Below are 15,732 nucleotides of genomic sequence, written 5' to 3' on the forward strand. Positions count from 1 at the left end.
TTTCCTCCTTTGAGAACAATTTACGGACAGAGGTATGGCTGGACATAATGACACCAAAAGCTTAGAAATACCGAGCATGAGCACCCAAACTATGATTCAAGGTTTAAATCCTGGAGTTATCCAAAAAGTAGTGAAACCCTCTTCTTCTGGAAATGATAAAGAAGAAAAAACTTCTATAAGTAATGCTTTTCTTAAGCGCTTGAATAAATTGGGTCTGGGAGATGATCCTCGAATGCTCAATCTTATTACAAGATATCCTGACTGTGGTAACCGGCTGATTTCCGTATTTAAGACATTGAAAGATCTCAAAATTTCTCTGTCTGATCCACTCGAGAACATTATTACCCAAAATATTTCCAATATTGGTGGAGCGGTTAATTTATTGAGCGTGATGAATGAACTCGATATCAATCCTAATTCTGTTCCAATGGAACTGTTGTTTAAGGCTGCACGCTCCGATTCAACGGTGGCACAAAGCGCACGAACGCTACATGATGCACGTCTCCTTGATAAATCGAGTTTTAATTTAATCCTTGCTTATCCTGATGAATCAACCAATATTTCCCAATTACTTATTGAACTGCAGGAACATGCATACAACCCCGACTCTTTAATAGATAAACTTCGTGCAAGTTTGATTTCAACACCGCACATGAATACAACGCTGAGTCTGCTTAATCTATTATTAACAAAAGACATTTATGATCTGGGGGTCGTTGATATTCTTTTAAGACAAGAACGATTCATCGATAGAATTTATGAAGGTGCTAAAAAGCTTTCAGCAGTGCCCGAATTGTTAAATAACTATTTTGACTTACTAGAAAGAAATCCCGAAAATGCTAATATTTTTGCGAAAAATCTTTTGTTATTACACAGTGTCTCACTTATTAGTCGGTGTTCATCAAAGGAAGACTTTTTAAAGGTAAGTCAATTGGGTGTCGGGGCATTTCATTTCATGAACTACTTGCAGCAAGCCGGCATGCTGAATGCTGAAAATTATCAAAAAATTTATGAACATAATCGCTTTTTAGAAAGGGAAGACGTCGCTCCGACATTAACTGGTCTTCCTTTAATGACTCAATTCACGAAAGAAGAATTAGAGAAAATGTTGGCTTTAGTGTCTAAGCCTGCAATTTCCATTACCCAGAGCGATGTGGGTCGATTTAATGATGTCCTAGAGGAACATCAATTTCATATGAGTAAACAGTTGGGTCCACGTCAAGGCACAGCGCGTTAATCAATAAGCAAGCAATGAAACTTGCTTGCTTTTCTTTCCATGAAAGGACATTTCCATGCCCATTATGTCGAACTTAAAAGATGCATCCAATTTTTTTAAGGGCTTGGTGGTTCCTTAAGCTGTTGCATCTTAAGCTGTTGTATCCTAATCTGCTGCATAATTACTTGCTTTTCCGCCTCCTCCTTTTGCTGTCGAATGGCAATCGAATCATTTATTGCATTAATCGCATGTTCTTGCTCAATGACAGCTTCACTGTCTAGAGATGTATTTGCATCTGTTGGCACATCGGGATAAGCCACTTGTGGAGGATTATATCCAGGAGCATAAGTGTAATGGATTGGTTGATATGTGGTACCAACTACATAAGCTGATGGTTGTCCACAGCCGGTTAGAATAAGTATCATTCCCAAGCTAATAAAATAGGTAACTTTTATCATAAAAATCGCCTTTAAGGCATACAGGAAATCAACCCTATTACCTTTTTGGTTAATTTGTATAATTATAGAACAGAAAGAGCATTATTTTAACAATTTGATGAAACCTGGATGTATTTAATTATGTTGGAAAAACCTGGGCGTCATTGTTCTGTACCCAGGCTTGCGGTTAAGCGTTATAAAGGCTCGAGGAAATTTCCTAGATTAGGCTTTTGACCCAAACGGTATTGATAGACTATATAGAAAGCCATAATATTTTTTAAATAGTTACGCGTTTCTTGCCAGGGAAGGGTCTCTATCCATACATCAATTTCTTTAGGGGGATGCGTTTTTAACCAAAAAACCACCTGTTTGGGTCCTGCATTATATGCTGCTGCAATGAGTATTGGATGGTTGCCAAAGCGTTTTGCAAGTTGTTTTAAATAAGCCACTCCGATATTGATGTTCTTTTGAGACAAGAACAATTGCTTTTGATCGTTATAAGGAATCTTATCTGCTTTTGAGACTACTCTCGCGGTATAAGGCATAACTTGCATTAAGCCCCGAGCACCTACCGAAGAAGTCGCATCGTCTCTGAATCCGCTTTCCTGACGAATGATGGCATAAATAAATTCTGGAGCAACCGCATATTTTTTAGAATAAAGCGAGACACTGTCTTTATATGCCAGAGGAAATCTTAACGAAAGTTGATTATTCAGGGTCTCATTATTGCTTAAGTAAACCGATTTACCATGCCATTGCAATTGCTTATCTATCCAATAAACCAAAGCGCTTGCCTCGTCTTTAGGTAATTCACTGATGAAATCATTGAGTAGGCGTGATGCCTGCAAGGTTTGCTTGGTCATGTAGAGTGTTTGAATTTGATCAATAAACGCTTGATAGGGTTTCAATACATCCAGATTTTTTGTAGGAACTTCATTGGCAAAACTGGGCGTTTTATTAAGACGAAGGCTTGCAAGAAACCCATAATACTGCCTATTTTTTGCAAGAGTTTCGTAAAGAACCTGTGCTTGTGCTTTTTCCCCTTGTGCTTCTAAAGAACGTGCTAGCCAATATTGCCAACAGGGTTCATCTTTATGTTTTGAATCATTAATTAATGCAGTGACTTGTGCCCAGTTTTTTCGTTTTAAAGCAAAGCGTATTTGCCAGTCCAATAACACATCATTGTAGTATTGTGGTTTTACTTGGGCAAACCATTGTAATGCATCTTCATGATTACGCATGGCTTTATAAAGAGCTACATGAGCTAAAAAAGCTTGTTGTTGTGCTTGGGTAAGCATTTTTTGGGTTTTGCTTTGTTGCCATAGCTTAAGCGCTTTATCCATATTAATCGAAACCATACGCTTCAAGCCGTAGAGATAGATGTCATCATTTAATTCCCCTGGGTTTAGTTTACTGATGTTCTCAGGATTTTGATAAACAGCATTTAAAGTATTCAGTTCTAGTGGATGAGGTTTTTTGTATTTCGTTAATAAATAGCGGGCTAATTGGATATTGCGTCGATCCAAAGCCAGGGCAATTCGTTGGGTAATTAAGTTTTGATCAAAATTATTATCTTTCAGAAGCAAGTCAAACAAACTGTTGCAGGAGGGGGGCCTTGAATCACCATTTAGCCACAGTGGAATGGATGCTTTTAATGCTTCCTGTTGCTTGCCTGTATTGTAATTTGCAATCTGTTCATAACAAATGAGATTGAGGTCGTTAGAGGGTTGATAATATTGGCTAAATTGAGTCCAGTCCTTGCTTTTGGCTAACTCATACAGCCATTTTTCACGTAATTTGGTCGATAAAGGTGTGGTTCCACTAATGAACTCCAAGAATGGCGCACTGGGTGTCGTAGTCGGTAACTTTTGACTAAAGGACAAGTAGTTATTAAAACGCTCCATATATTGTTCTCCCGAAAGAGCGAGACAACTCTGGAAATTAATAAATACGCATAAGAATAAAATAAATTTTTTCATAACTTTTCTTAATTAATGTCCTTTGATGGTTGCTAATTGTTTTCGCATGGCATCAATTGTTTCTTTGTAATTGTTGCTCTTGAATACTGCAGCACCAGCCACAAATTGGTTTGCACCTGCGCGCGCCAAAGTAGCAATATTATCTATGGTCACGCCACCATCGACACAAAGGTCGAGTTGAGGATAGCGTTCGCGGACTTGGGGTATTTTATCAATAATTTCAGTGATAATTTTTTGTCCTCCAAAGCCAGGATTCACGGTCATGATTAGGACAAAGTCAAGTTTATGAGCGCACCAGGTTAATACTTCAATTGGTGTTGCCGGGTTTAATACAAGACCTGCTTCACAACCTGAATCTTTGATAAGCTTTAAACTGCGGTCCAGATGAATGGTTGCATCAGGATGAATACTAATTCGTTTTGCTCCAGCTTTTGCGAATGCTTCAATCAATGTATCAACGGGGTTGATCATGAGATGGACATCAATAGGGAGCTTCGGGAACCGTTTGAGTAAGGCTTCACAGAACGCAGGGCCAAACGTTAAATTGGGGACATAATGATTATCCATAACATCAAAATGAATAAAATCTGCGCCTGCATTCATAACTGCTTCTACTTCATCACCCAGACACGTAAGATCTGCAGATAAAATGGAGGGTAAAATATGATAAGTCATACAGTATTTTTTTTAATTTGAATAAGTAGGTATATCATATGCTGTCTTGAAAAAACATTCTACGATGTTAAGCAATGAGTGTGGTATTTAATTGTTTTTGATACACTCATATGAGTGCTTCGCCGAGTTCTTGCACTTGAGAATTTGGTCAAAATATGAGACAATATGGTTCTATTTCTGCTCTTGTAATTTTGAAATTTATCTCAAGATCAGGGGTTGTTAAGCCTTTCGCTAGCCTGAGCTAAAATGGTCTGGTTCTCGAGTACCGAAGCAGCTACAGGTAGTAGAAATGTAAACAGACCCTTGGGAAATTACAGAGACCTAATCATGCTTTTTAGGGAGAATAATATGAGTCAAAACTGGCCTACCAGAGACAAAGATTTACAAACCGCCCGTGTGATTATGGAAGAATACGCTAGTGAGCGTGAAAGTGATACATTAGGTCTTTTTGAAATTGTTGTAGATCAAGCGGAAAAAAAAATGAGTTTCCGTTTATCAGGATGGGTTGTCATTTTAGCAAAACATTTTAATTCAACGTATGGCGTGAGCCAGGGTGATTTTATAACACGGCAAGTCATTACACGTTGTCTGACTCAAGGACACACATTACATTAAACGCAGACCCTAGCCTAGGGTCCTCTAATTAATATTGATTTGATGTGACTGCAGATAGTGAGAAAATTTCTTCGCATGATGCCTCAAATAACTCGGACAGGTGCTAAGCATTTAACTTCCCGGGTTTATGGCACTTTCCTCATCTACTCTTAGAATTGATACAGGTATTTATTATAATTTTGTTTGAACTCATCGGAATTTTGATATTGGACCAAGGCTTGGTTTAGTTTTGTTAATAAATCAGAATTAGCAGGATTAACAGCTATCCCATAGCCATAACCGTACATATAGCGTGGGCCTATTAATCTAAATGTGTTTGCTGAATTGGACGCCCAGTAAGTCGCCGTCGGGTTATCCAGAAGAATAATATCTACATTTCCTGCACTTAAAGCTGCGAGTTGCTCTTGAATGCCGCCATAATACTTCACAGTGGGATTTTTTACCCCCATCTCCTTAATTTGGTCGAAAAATACCGTGCCAGTTTCCAATCCTATTTTTTTAGTATTTAAGAGATCCAGGCTAAACGATTCTTTTGTATTAGACATTCTTTCTAGAAATCGAGAGAAGCTTTGCAGATAGGGTAGGCTGAAATTGACTATTTTTGCGCGTTCAGTAGTTATAGTTATCGAGCTGAGTGCGACATCTACTTTTTGACTAGCCACTGCATCAAGTAATTGATTGAAACGCATCACATGGAAGACACAAGTCCTATTCATGATTTTGCATAGACTGTTTATCATATCCACATCAAAACCAAAGAGTTGATTATGATTTCCTTGCATGACGAACGGAGGATCAAAGCTTTCGACACCTACATTTAAAGGTTCACCTTGAGCAAAAAGTGAAGAAGTGAAACAAATAAATGCAATCAGAATTAAACGGATCATTTTATATTATAGAATTGTTATTGATTTTTATAGGTTATATTATAACGGCAGTATTCATTTTGGAATGAAAAAAATAAAATTTATGCAAATCGAAATTCCTGAGTTATTGCAATCAAAAGCATGGTTCATTGAAAAGCATCTGTCCGATTTGCACCATCCCTTGCGTGAAAGTGTCATCAAATTACTCCTCATCAGTGGTTATGCATGCAGGCAAATTCAAATATTAAAAGCATTACTCATTGAGGATAAGTGTTCTTCTTTGATGGCACGGGAAGATTATTTTCGTACTTTGAAAAATGTGTCATTTAATGTGCCGCAAGCAGCTTATTTGCGTGCATTACGTCATTTCCGCAATACGCATTTTTTGCGGTTGCTTCTTCTTGAAATATCCGCTATTGCCAATACAGAGCAGATTCTGCGTGCCTGGTCTGATTGTGCTGATGCGCTTATTTTGCATGCGCTAGAGTATTGTAAACAAGGTTTGTCCTTACGTTATGGTATTCCACGTGATGCAGAGGGAAATGAAGTAGAGTTATTTACTCTGGCCATGGGGAAACTAGGGGGCAGAGAGTTGAATTACTCTTCTGATGTAGATCTTATTTTTGCTTATACGGTGGTAGGAGAAACTGATGGTGAAGAGCGCATCGATAATCAACACTATTTCAGTAGATTAGTACAGCAATTTGTACAGACCTTACAAAATGTAACCCCGGATGGGTTTGTATTTCGAGTCGATTTAAGATTACGGCCTAATGGAGACAGCGGCCCACTGGTTTCAAGCTTGGCTGCCATGGAAACTTATTACCAAGAACAAGGTCGTGATTGGGAACGCTATGCTATGGTTAAGACACGGGTAATTACTGAGAAGGTGGATGAGATACAGCCATGGTTTCAGCGATTGATTGTGCCTTTTGTATATCGCCGTTACGTAGATTTTAGCGTAATTGAATCGTTGCGAAGTATGAAGGCGATGATAGAGCGAGAGGTGCAAATAAACCCTCGGCTGGATGATATCAAGCGAGGCAAAGGCGGAATCAGAGAAGTAGAGTTTGTTATTCAGAATTTTCAGCTAATCCGCGGGGGACGTTTACCGCAATTACAAGAGCAAAATGCTTTGTCGGCTCTTGCTGTTTTAAAGCATGAAAAATTGTTACCGCATACTGATGCTTTAAAACAGGCTTATCTTTTTTTACGCAAACTCGAAAACACACTCCAGAGTTTAAATGATCAGCAGACTCACTCTTTGCCAGAAGATCCAGTGAAACAGGTACAAATTACTTTGACGATGGGGTATCGTTCCTGGGACGATTTAATTAACAAATTGCATAAATATCAACGGATTGTTAGTTATGCTTTTCATTCAGTGCTGGGCAAAGTCAAAGACTATGAAGATGAAAAAAGATTACTAACGAATCAGTTAGCTAGCCTTTGGCAAGGGCATGTTGAGACCACGATGGCAATTAATTTATTAGCCAGCTTAGGTTTTGCCAATGCCCCTCATTGTTATCAAATGATTCATTCCTTTCGTCATAGTCCTCGTTGTCGACGTTTAACACAAGGCGCACGAATGCGTTTGGATCGATTCATGGTGATGTTGCTGGTTGAATTGACTCAGGTTGAAAAAACGGCCGAGGTTTTATTGCACGTGATGCATTTGCTCGAAAATATTGTGGGACGGAGCGCGTACCTTGCTCTATTAACAGAGAATCCACAGGTTTTAACCGAATTATTGTTTTGGTTCGCTCAAAGTCCATTTATTACTTCCTTGCTAGTAAATCAACCCTTTTTATTGGAAGTATTGCTGGATCAGGGGCAAGAATGGCGGCCTCAGTCGTTGCATCAATTACAAAGACTATTAACTGAAAAATTAGCGCATCATCATGATGTTGAAGTGCAAGAGGAAATCTTACGTCAATTTAAGCTAACCAATTGGTTAATGGCTGCACGCGCGGAACTTTATGGATTCTGCAATGCTGTGCGTATTGGACAATTTTTGTCGGATGTGGCTCAAGTCATTGTAAGCCAGGTTTTAGTTATTGCCAGCGAACAGTTATGTTCCCGATATCCAGAAATGGAACACACAAAATCACATTTTGCGATCATTGCTTATGGAAAGTTAGGTAGTCGTGAAATGAATTACGCTTCTGATTTGGATTTAGTGTTTTTACATTCGGCAAAACTATCAGAAGAAGCCTTAATTACTCGTTTAACTCAAAAAATTTTGCATATGTTGACTACTCGCTCCCAATCTGGGGTGCTTTATACAGTAGATACACGTCTTAGACCATCCGGAGCAGCGGGGTTATTGGTGAGCCATGTTGATGCTTTTGTTGAATATCAAAAGAATCAGGCATGGACTTGGGAGCACCAAGCTTTATTAAAAGCGCGTATTTTGACAGGAAACGCAAGGATTAGGCATGCTTTTTTGCAGTTGAAAAAGTCCGTATTGTTATTGGCGCGCGATAAACCTACATTACTGCATGATGTGGTGGCGATGCGATCCAAAATGGAGCAGCATCACGATCGAAATCCTATTTCTGGTGGTCTATTGGATTTGGAATTTTTAGTACAGTTTTTAATGCTTCATTTAGGAGATCCTTCCTTAGCCCGATATACAAATACATTAACCCAACTTCATCATTTATTTTTAGCAGGGGTCTTAAATAAAAAACATTACTCTTTGTTAAAGAAAGCCTATAAAAAACACCATCAATTATTGCATCAAAATTTATTGCGCCCAGGGATTGGAGAGTACAAAAACATGCAGGATGAAATACTGGCTGTATGTAAAGCGCTTTTTAACACAGCTTTTGTATAAGAGATTAGGGTGTATCTCCTAATCTCTCTTGCTGCCAAAGAGAACCTTCCTGATGGTTTCTTTGGCCAAAAATAGGAGGGATTAGTTATTATTTGAATTCAGCGTAAAGATCGTACTCATCACTATCCGTAATCAAGACCTCTGCAAAAGACCCCACTTTGACCCCGGGGGTTGGCGGTAAAATAACGACACCATCAATTTCCGGAGCATCACTTTGGCTTCGTGCAATGATTTGTTCCTGATTGACTTCATCAATTAATACGGTTTGCATACTGCCAATTTTATTTTCGAGCTTATCGCGGCTAATTTCTGCTTGTAATTGCATGAAGCGATGATAACGTTCTTCTTTAATTTCTTCCGGTACTGGGTCGCTTAACTCATTTGCTTTGGCGCCTTCAACTGGAGAGTATTTGAAACAACCTACTCGATCTAGCTGAGCTTCCTCGAGGAAGTCGAGCAGCTCTTCAAATTCTTCTTCGGTTTCTCCGGGAAAGCCAACAATAAAAGTCGACCGCAGGGTAATCGTCGGGCAAATTTCTCGCCAAGAAGCAATGCGCAATAAAGTATTTTCACTGCTTGCGGGGCGCTTCATTGCTTTGAGTATTCGCGAATTGGCATGTTGTAATGGAATATCCAAATACGGGAGGATAAGGCCGTCTCGCATTAAAGGTATAATTTCGTCTACATGGGGATAGGGGTAAACATAATGCAGACGAATCCAAATGCCAAGGGCCCCTAATTGCTCGCATAAATCATAAAAACGGGTGTTAACGGTTTTTCCTTTCCAGCTTACTGGTTGATAGCGTGTATCCACACCATAGGCACTCGTATCCTGAGAAATCACTAAGATTTCGTTAACACCTGCATCTTTTAATTTTTGGGCTTCCGTTAGGACTTGAGCCATTGGGTAACTTTGCAATTTTCCACGCATGCTAGGAATAATGCAAAAAGTACATTTTTGATTGCATCCCTCAGAGATTTTCAAGTACGCATAATGACGTGGAGTTAGTTTAATTCCCTGAGGGGGAATAAGTTGGGTAAAAGGATCTGCAGGCGGGGGTAAATGCTGATGAACCGCATTGACCACTTCTTCATAGGCGTGTGCACCACTAATGTGCAGAACATCTGGGCATGCTTCTTTAATAATCTCTGCTTTAGCACCTAGGCAACCCGTGACAATAACACGCCCGTTTTCTGCCATTGCTTCTTTAATCGTATCTAGCGATTCTTTAACGGCGCTATCAATAAATCCACAGGTATTGATAACTACTACACCTGCATCTTGATAACTGGACACTAATTCATATCCCTGAGCACGCAATTGGGTGATGATGCGTTCTGAATCTACCAGAGCTTTGGGACAACCCAGGCTAACAAAACCTACTTTATGATTCATAAAACTCTAACTGTAAAAAAAGTGAACGAATTATACCTCTTAATGCGCCTTTTTGTCGACAGGATTATGGTAAATTTAAGTTATTTTAAGTTGCGGTTTTTATGGTACTTATGAGGCTTTTCTTAAAATTTTTTCATCCCGTTTCACGCTCCTTCCTACGTACCACGCTTTATGCGCGGTATCCAGGAGATCGATCTCTTTTGAAACTGAACTCAAATATATCTTGGTATCTTTCTGGATACCGCGCATAAAGCGCGGTACCTAGGGGAAATTATATGACAGTAACCTATTCTTTAAGTTTGCGACTACCTCCCTAGCAATCATCTTTGTCTTTTTATTATTGTGTCTATTGGATTATTTTGATTTAAAAATGCATGTACTTTGGCCATGGTTTCGTTCCACGAGGGGAAATTGTGATAAGCAGCAAGCGAAGAAAAACTCATCTCTTGTAATAATCCCCGGTTTTTAATTAATTTTATAATGTACTCCCTGAGCATGGTACTGTCGCCAGGAGTTATCAAGAACCCGTTAATTGCATCATTTACAATCTCAGGCACGCCGCCAGTATTCGTCGCAATGACTGGAATGCCTGCTCCCATTGCTTCCGTATAAACAATTCCGTAGCTTTCGAAATAAGAAGGAACAATGAGTAGGTGCTGCGAAAGGAGTTCTTTTTTTAAATTTTCAATATCAAGTAAGCCATGAATTTTTATATTATCCTCAAGTTTTAAATAAGTAATCATCTTGAATATTTTTCTTGTATACCTCAAATCAAAATGAAGATCGCCAACAATTGATAATTGCCAAGAGTTGTAATCTATTTGTGATAGAGCCTGGAGCAGGACATGCAGCCCCTTGTTATACAAGAGGTTGCCAATAAAAATAATCATGAGCTTATTGTCTTGGCATTTAAGCTTGATGTTATCCCTTAAAATATCCAGTTGCAGGCGATCTTTTCCAGGATAGGCAATTAAGGAGTTATGGTTTTTCCCAATAATTTTCGAAATGGATTTTTCTGTGGAAATGCTATTGAAAATAAAACCGTTTACCGATTTAAGGTAGATACTCTCTATTTTTTTAGTGAGCCATTTCCTTAAAGAATTTTGCAATGCATTTGCCTGTAAAAGATGAACAATACTTATAATGGGAAAATTTGCTATTTTTTTTAGTTTTTTATTTAGAATAAATAATGAATTAAAATTCATCTCATCTTCTAAAAGGACATCAGGAGAAAATTCAATAATTTCATGGATTAGTTTTTTCGAAAAATTATTTCTGATTAATCCCCAAAAATTCTTTTTCTCTTGCGAAAAAATCTTAACAACCACACCTTGTGAACGTAAATATTCAACTAACTTATAATCATAAATATATCCACCGGTAGTGGTAGTGATAGACCCATAAAGAATTAATCCTACGCGCATTTGGTTTCTCTATAACTGGCTTGAGCAATATCATCCTCCCATAATCTAATCGTAATTTGACTGTCAACCGGGAGGTCAATGTGATTATTAAATTTTTGCCAGAGAATTTTAGAAAACAGTTCGAGACTCGGATTTTGGTTTTTAAATTCAGGAAGCTCATTTAATATCTTATCCTGAAAATAAGATATTAATTGATCGATATGCGCCCTGACTTCAACGATATCAATCAGAAAATTGAACTCGTCAAGCTCTGTATTTGCAATTTCCAATTCAAAACTATAGTGGTGGGAGTGTCTTAAATTTTCTGCTCCAAAATCTTTCCCAATCAAGAAGTGTTGTGCAATGAAATTTTTTCTTAACATTAAATGATGCATCATTTTACTCCCCATAGGTTAAAGTGATAAATAAAGTATCATGTGGATTAGAATCCAATAATTGATAGGCTTTATTCGCATCAGTAATATGAAATTTATGAGAAATGAACCGTTCCGGCTTTATTTTCTCCAACATTTTAAAAACAACTTCGAATCGTCGATCTTTTGTCCATCTCCCTTGGAGTTCAGAGGCAATCGTACTGACCTGACTTGCAATGACTTTAATACGATTTCGATGAAAACGCCCCCCTAAATCAATAGCACATGGTTTTCTTCCATACCAAGATCCCAGAATGATGCGCCCTTCATAAGCAGCAAATGAGATAGCGCTATTGAGTGCATCAGGATTACCTGTCAATTCATAAATAAGATCGATCGTGTTTGATTTTACGTTTTTAAGGTAATTGGTTACCTGCGAATGAAGATCAGATTGGGATGCATCAAAAGTACGTTCAGCTCCTAACTGCATACAAAGATTTCTTCTTTTGGCATGTAAATCAATCCCAAGAAGACTGGTTAACGGGAATTGTTGCAATAAAGCAGCAGTAAGAAGGCCCACAATTCCAAGCCCCAAAATAAGTACGTTTTCTCCGATTAAAGGGGAACCATCCAATACCAGGTTTATTGCTGTTTCCATATTGGGTATAAATAATGCGTCATAAGGAGATATGTGCTCCGGTAACACAATAATTTGTGTTTCCTTGGCACAAAAATAACTTTCGTGTGGATTAAATACAAACACCCATTGATTGAGTAAATGGTTTAATTTTCTATTACCTGCTTCAATTACTTTCCCAATAGAACAATAACCGTACTTGAATGGGTAACTTAGTTTATGTTTCAGAGAAGGAATTGTTTCATCCAGGCACAGCTCAGTGGGCATTAAGCCGCGATAAAAAAGCATTTCTGTACCCGAACTTATTCCTGAAATAATGTTTTGAATCAACACTTCATCCGTTTTCGGTCTTGGAATAGATTCTTCTAAGACAGATACTTGCTTGGGTTGATTAAAATAGAGCACATGATTTTTCAAGTTGGATTCCTTTCTATATCAGCCATGATGATAATGTCTTTGCCTAATTTATACTGAAGTACATTTTTTAATTCAGGAAACCCCAAATTTTCCTTAATTTCTTTGGATAAAACAGAAACTCCGCCGACAAAAATTGGAGCCACGGTAATGATTACTTTATCCACATGATTTTCATTAATGAAATTAGTAATAATGGCTCTTCCCCCTTCAACCATTACTGTTTTAATACCAAAAATAAATAATTTCTCCAGAGTTTGACTTAAATCAATACGACCATCTGCAGTTGCATCCACTACCACAATTTTAGCATTCATTTCTGTAAGAAGTTTTTGTTTTTCAGGATTGGCTTGCTTTGTTGTAAAAATGATGGGGGGATTGGAGTTTTTTAAAACTCGCGCAGTTAAAGGAGTGCGGAGCTTACTGTCTAAAATGACCACTTGTGGATTCTTTCCTTTATAATGGCGTACGGTGAGAAGAGGATCATCCGCAATAACCGTACCTACTCCAACCAATATTGCATCATTTTCAGAGCGTAATTTATGGGTCATTACCAGCGATTCTTGAGAACTGAGCATCAGTCTTTTTTTTCGGTGAAATGAAATAGACCCATCCAGGCTTTGTGCATAAGCCAAGGTCACTACAGGTTTTCTTTTTTTAAAGAAAGAGGAACATTTTTCATACAATTCTTTAAGATCATTCTCTTCAAAAAAATGATTCATTTTTTGTTTTTTAGTTAACAAGTAAAAAGCATTTTGAGGATGAACAGAACCTTTAATAGGAACTCTTGAAGTAACATTCAAATTATACTGATTCAGCGCTTCTATTTTTTGAGGATTATTAGTAAGCAACCGCAGCGATTTAATTTGTAACTCTTTTAAAATATGAGCAGCTACCTCATAAGATCGTTCATCTTCCTCATGACCTAGCGCGAGGTTGGCGTCAACTGTGTCTTTTCCTTGATCCTGCAAATTGTAAGTATGCAATTTGTTAATTAAGCCAATCCCTCTTCCCTCTTGTCGGAGGTAAATAATAATGCCGCGTCCTTCAATAGCAATTTGACTCATGCTCATTTGCAGTTGTTCCCCGCAATCACAGCGCAAAGAGCCCAGGATATCGCCAGTCATGCATTCTGAATGAATTCGCACTAAAATATCATCTGCATGGTGCACTGCTCCAAAGGTGAGCAAAAGATGTTCTTTATCATCTTGATTCGTAGTAAATAATGAAAGTTCAAAAGAACCATATTTTGAAGGAATTGCAGCAGAAACTTCTTTTTTTACAATGAGTTGATTATCCATAATCAAATCCTTAGACGGAATCTCCGACTCTTATGTTTTTCAGTGCCTTTATAACTATAGTTCATTAAAATTATGGGTCAAATTTTATTCAAAGAAATTATAAAATAGTCAAACCTAAGAAAAACCTGGGTCAGAAGGCCAAAGCAATTACATGACAGGGAGTTAAAACAATGCTGCAGCCTCTGTAGTTTATATACTTCGCAAAATCCCCCACAAGCCATAATTCTTTCTTAATGCCCAATAATTATACTACCTGAAAATAAATTATCTAAAACTATAAAAAAAGCAATAAATGAATGTAAAAATATGGAGTCGCTAAAATGTCCCAGATAACTGGCCGAGATATTTACTCACTTAATGAATGGCAAACTATTTTGCTTTCTTCAAGTTATAATAAAGAAAATAGAATTATTATTGAAATAACGGATGCGATAACAAAATACCACCAAATTGAAAAGAAAAAAGCAGACAACATCATTGGCCGCAAAGAAGCGTTATGTCGCATAGAAAAATTGTGTGAGCTTTATATTGCAGGGCGTGGAGACGCTTTATGCCAAAAACCAAAGGGGTCCCCCAAAAAACTAGAAAGCAGTATCGATTACTGGATTTTGTCATTGCAAAAAAAGTCTAATCATAAGTCACAATACCTTAACAAACTAGAATCGTTCTTAGCTAATGCTAAATCGCATCATATTAATCGCAATGAAATGATTGAACATCTAAAAGTACGCAACAAATCGAACACACACTCGCGATTAAAATTATTTAGTGGGACCTATCTCGAAAAAATTGATCCATTACATCGTCAATTTGAATTTAATATGAATAGATTACCTAATAAAAAATTCGGACTAAATTCTGCATTTTTAGACTGGGTAGAAAGCAATGAGACTACTTCATTCTTTCTATGGCTGGAAGATCATGAGGTATTAACCCAAAATCGAGTTTCTAAAGAAAAGTACGAAATTAGTTTGATTGATTATAATTTGAAGGCTGCACATATTGCGACATTTAAAAATATTGATGGGCAAAATTATATTGTTTCAAATCCCCAAAATAGCGATGAAGAAACTGAGAAATTAAATTCAAGACAAATGAAAAATTACAGCTTTAAAATGGGTACGGCATATGGATCAACAGCATTTGTATGGTGCATTGATAATGAAAATCAGTTTCTTACCCATCCTCATCAAGCTGGGAAATTCCATCATTCTTCATTGAGTGCGGGGAAAAGTGTCCGATGCGCAGGTATGTGGGTAGTAAACGATGGAATTATTACACACATAAGCAATAGCAGCGGACATTACAGGCCAAGCTCGCTTTCGTTTTATTTGCTCATCAAATTCTTAGAAAGCAAGCAAGTGATTAATGATAATACGAGGGTAGCTGATTTGCGCAAACCCGATGAACTTGTCGATCCCAACCAACCATTTGGATCCACAAAAAGCCTCTATGCTCCCCTAAGAGCCTATCTTGATTGGGCGGAGCAATTATCTGAAGTACGGGAATACCTACAGACCGTCAATACAAGTGACGATACACCAAACGTGAAATGCATTATTTTTTAATTCAATCTCCAA

General features: G+C 37.8%; 13 protein-coding genes. 4 read left to right on the plus strand and 9 right to left on the minus strand.

Annotation, left to right across the window (positions count from 1 at the left end):
* Positions 1-34 precede the first annotated feature (34 nt).
* Positions 35-1,237, plus strand: coding sequence for a hypothetical protein (locus LXO92_RS05620; RefSeq protein WP_182351758.1), 1,203 nt, complete (start codon positions 35-37; stop codon positions 1,235-1,237).
* 95 nt (positions 1,238-1,332) lie between these two features.
* On the opposite strand, the gene LXO92_RS05625 is transcribed toward LXO92_RS05620, so the two are convergent.
* The 3 genes from LXO92_RS05625 to rpe form a co-directional block, all read right to left on the minus strand.
* Positions 1,333-1,674, minus strand: coding sequence for a hypothetical protein (locus LXO92_RS05625; RefSeq protein ID WP_182351759.1), 342 nt, complete (start codon positions 1,672-1,674; stop codon positions 1,333-1,335).
* 173 nt (positions 1,675-1,847) lie between these two features.
* On the minus strand, positions 1,848-3,632 hold the full coding sequence (locus LXO92_RS05630; RefSeq protein ID WP_232890543.1) for a transglycosylase SLT domain-containing protein: 1,785 nt from the start codon (positions 3,630-3,632) through the stop codon (positions 1,848-1,850).
* Between the two features lie 12 nt (positions 3,633-3,644).
* Positions 3,645-4,307 (minus strand): ribulose-phosphate 3-epimerase, encoded by a 663-nt coding sequence (gene rpe / locus LXO92_RS05635; RefSeq protein WP_182351761.1) that lies wholly within the window; start codon positions 4,305-4,307, stop codon positions 3,645-3,647.
* Between the two features lie 348 nt (positions 4,308-4,655).
* On the opposite strand from rpe, the gene LXO92_RS05640 reads away from it, so the two are divergent.
* The gene (locus tag LXO92_RS05640) at positions 4,656-4,922 is read left to right on the plus strand and encodes a hypothetical protein (RefSeq protein ID WP_058388603.1); all 267 of its coding nucleotides are present in this window, start codon (positions 4,656-4,658) and stop codon (positions 4,920-4,922) included.
* A 149-nt stretch (positions 4,923-5,071) separates the two neighbouring features.
* On the opposite strand, the gene LXO92_RS05645 is transcribed toward LXO92_RS05640, so the two are convergent.
* Positions 5,072-5,809 carry a transporter substrate-binding domain-containing protein gene (locus LXO92_RS05645; RefSeq protein WP_232890544.1) on the minus strand — a complete coding sequence of 246 codons (738 nt, stop codon included), beginning with the start codon at positions 5,807-5,809 and terminating at the stop codon, positions 5,072-5,074.
* Positions 5,810-5,873: 64 nt separating this feature from the next.
* On the opposite strand from LXO92_RS05645, the gene glnE reads away from it, so the two are divergent.
* Positions 5,874-8,627: a bifunctional [glutamate--ammonia ligase]-adenylyl-L-tyrosine phosphorylase/[glutamate--ammonia-ligase] adenylyltransferase gene (gene glnE / locus LXO92_RS05650; protein WP_232890545.1), complete on the plus strand. Its 2,754-nt coding sequence runs from the start codon at positions 5,874-5,876 to the stop codon at positions 8,625-8,627.
* An 88-nt stretch (positions 8,628-8,715) separates the two neighbouring features.
* Here the strand turns inward: glnE and rimO are convergent, their stop codons facing one another.
* The 5 genes from rimO to ribA form a co-directional block, all read right to left on the minus strand.
* Entirely contained in the window at positions 8,716-10,023 is a 1,308-nt protein-coding gene (rimO, locus tag LXO92_RS05655) for a 30S ribosomal protein S12 methylthiotransferase RimO (RefSeq protein WP_182351763.1), read from the minus strand.
* A gap of 320 nt (positions 10,024-10,343) precedes the next feature.
* Positions 10,344-11,447: a glycosyltransferase family 4 protein gene (locus tag LXO92_RS05660; protein ID WP_182351764.1), complete on the minus strand. Its 1,104-nt coding sequence runs from the start codon at positions 11,445-11,447 to the stop codon at positions 10,344-10,346.
* Complete coding sequence (locus tag LXO92_RS05665) at positions 11,438-11,824, minus strand: 6-pyruvoyl trahydropterin synthase family protein (RefSeq protein ID WP_232890546.1); 387 nt, start codon at positions 11,822-11,824, stop codon at positions 11,438-11,440. Before LXO92_RS05665 ends, LXO92_RS05660 begins: the two co-directional genes overlap by 10 nt.
* Before the next feature lies 1 nt (position 11,825).
* Positions 11,826-12,854, minus strand: coding sequence for a zinc-dependent alcohol dehydrogenase (locus tag LXO92_RS05670; protein ID WP_182351765.1), 1,029 nt, complete (start codon positions 12,852-12,854; stop codon positions 11,826-11,828).
* Entirely contained in the window at positions 12,851-14,152 is a 1,302-nt protein-coding gene (ribA, locus tag LXO92_RS05675) for a GTP cyclohydrolase II (protein WP_182351766.1), read from the minus strand. Before ribA ends, LXO92_RS05670 begins: the two co-directional genes overlap by 4 nt.
* A gap of 320 nt (positions 14,153-14,472) precedes the next feature.
* On the opposite strand from ribA, the gene LXO92_RS05680 reads away from it, so the two are divergent.
* A complete protein-coding gene (locus LXO92_RS05680) occupies positions 14,473-15,720 on the plus strand; it encodes a hypothetical protein (RefSeq protein ID WP_232890547.1) in 1,248 nt (415 codons plus the stop codon).
* Positions 15,721-15,732: the final 12 nt, after the last annotated feature.

It is taken from the genome of Legionella resiliens, assembly GCF_021344005.1.
Taxonomy (GTDB): Bacteria; Pseudomonadota; Gammaproteobacteria; order Legionellales; family Legionellaceae; genus Legionella; species Legionella resiliens.

Coding starts and splice junctions, on each gene's coding strand:
- LXO92_RS05645 (WP_232890544.1), bottom strand. CDS start 5,809: ATGATCCGTTTAATTCTGATTGCATTTATTTGTTTCACTTCTTCACTT.
- LXO92_RS05620 (WP_182351758.1), top strand. CDS start 35: ATGGCTGGACATAATGACACCAAAAGCTTAGAAATACCGAGCATGAGC.
- LXO92_RS05625 (WP_182351759.1), bottom strand. CDS start 1,674: ATGATAAAAGTTACCTATTTTATTAGCTTGGGAATGATACTTATTCTA.
- LXO92_RS05630 (WP_232890543.1), bottom strand. CDS start 3,632: ATGAAAAAATTTATTTTATTCTTATGCGTATTTATTAATTTCCAGAGT.
- rimO (WP_182351763.1), bottom strand. CDS start 10,023: ATGAATCATAAAGTAGGTTTTGTTAGCCTGGGTTGTCCCAAAGCTCTG.
- LXO92_RS05660 (WP_182351764.1), bottom strand. CDS start 11,447: ATGCGCGTAGGATTAATTCTTTATGGGTCTATCACTACCACTACCGGT.
- LXO92_RS05640 (WP_058388603.1), top strand. CDS start 4,656: ATGAGTCAAAACTGGCCTACCAGAGACAAAGATTTACAAACCGCCCGT.
- LXO92_RS05680 (WP_232890547.1), top strand. CDS start 14,473: ATGTCCCAGATAACTGGCCGAGATATTTACTCACTTAATGAATGGCAA.
- rpe (WP_182351761.1), bottom strand. CDS start 4,307: ATGACTTATCATATTTTACCCTCCATTTTATCTGCAGATCTTACGTGT.
- LXO92_RS05665 (WP_232890546.1), bottom strand. CDS start 11,824: ATGATGCATCATTTAATGTTAAGAAAAAATTTCATTGCACAACACTTC.
- ribA (WP_182351766.1), bottom strand. CDS start 14,152: ATGGATAATCAACTCATTGTAAAAAAAGAAGTTTCTGCTGCAATTCCT.
- glnE (WP_232890545.1), top strand. CDS start 5,874: ATGAAAAAAATAAAATTTATGCAAATCGAAATTCCTGAGTTATTGCAA.